Raw genomic sequence first — 801 nt, forward strand, 5'->3', positions numbered from 1 at the left:
ACGTTAATGACGATGTTTAAATCAAATGAATATAAAGTGAATACGAAAGTGTCTGTAAACTACGATGAAGTTACACGTCAGTCAGAAAAATATGGCGATAAAGGTGTACTTCGCAGTAAACAAGAGCAAGAGGAAAGCTCTACTGCGCAAGAAGGAGCAGATACGAAGCAAGGTGCGGGTATTACAGCGAACGGTGAAGTGCCGAACTACGGTACGAACAATAATCAAAACGGTAAAGTTGTCTACGATAATAAAAATGGTAACAAAATTGAAAACTATGAAATAGATAAAACAGTTGAAACAATTAAGAAACATCCGGAATTAACAAAAACAAATGTTGTTGTATGGGTAGATAACGATACGTTAGTAAAACGAAAAATTGATATGACAACATTTAAAGAAGCGATTGGCACAGCAGCTGGGCTTCAAGCTGATCCGAATGGAAACTTTACAAACGGTCAAGTTAACGTTGTAACTGTTCAGTTCGACCAGCCGAAAGTTGAAAAAGAGAAAGAGCCAGAAAAAAGTGGTATGAACTGGTGGTTATTCGGTGGGATTACAGCTGGCTTGCTAGCAATAATTGGCCTAGTATGGTTCTTCTTAGCAAGACGTAAGAAAAAGAGAGAAGAAGAGGAATATGAAGAATACTTAGCAGAAGAAGAAATTGCTGCTAGTAGTGAAAGTATCCTGGAAATTCCTGAAGAAAAAATAGTACCAGAGCCAAAGCCAGAACCGGTAGAACCATCAGAACCTACATTAGATGATCAAGTGCAGGAAGCTACGAAAGAGCATGTAGAAGGT

1 protein-coding gene is annotated in these 801 nt (G+C 38.3%); it reads left to right on the forward strand.

The window, feature by feature from the left end:
• A partial coding sequence (locus AC1DJR_RS32035; protein WP_477004472.1) for a flagellar M-ring protein FliF C-terminal domain-containing protein occupies positions 1 to 801 on the forward strand: 801 nt, incomplete at both ends.

It is taken from the genome of Bacillus sp. 05T31 (genome assembly GCF_056396725.1).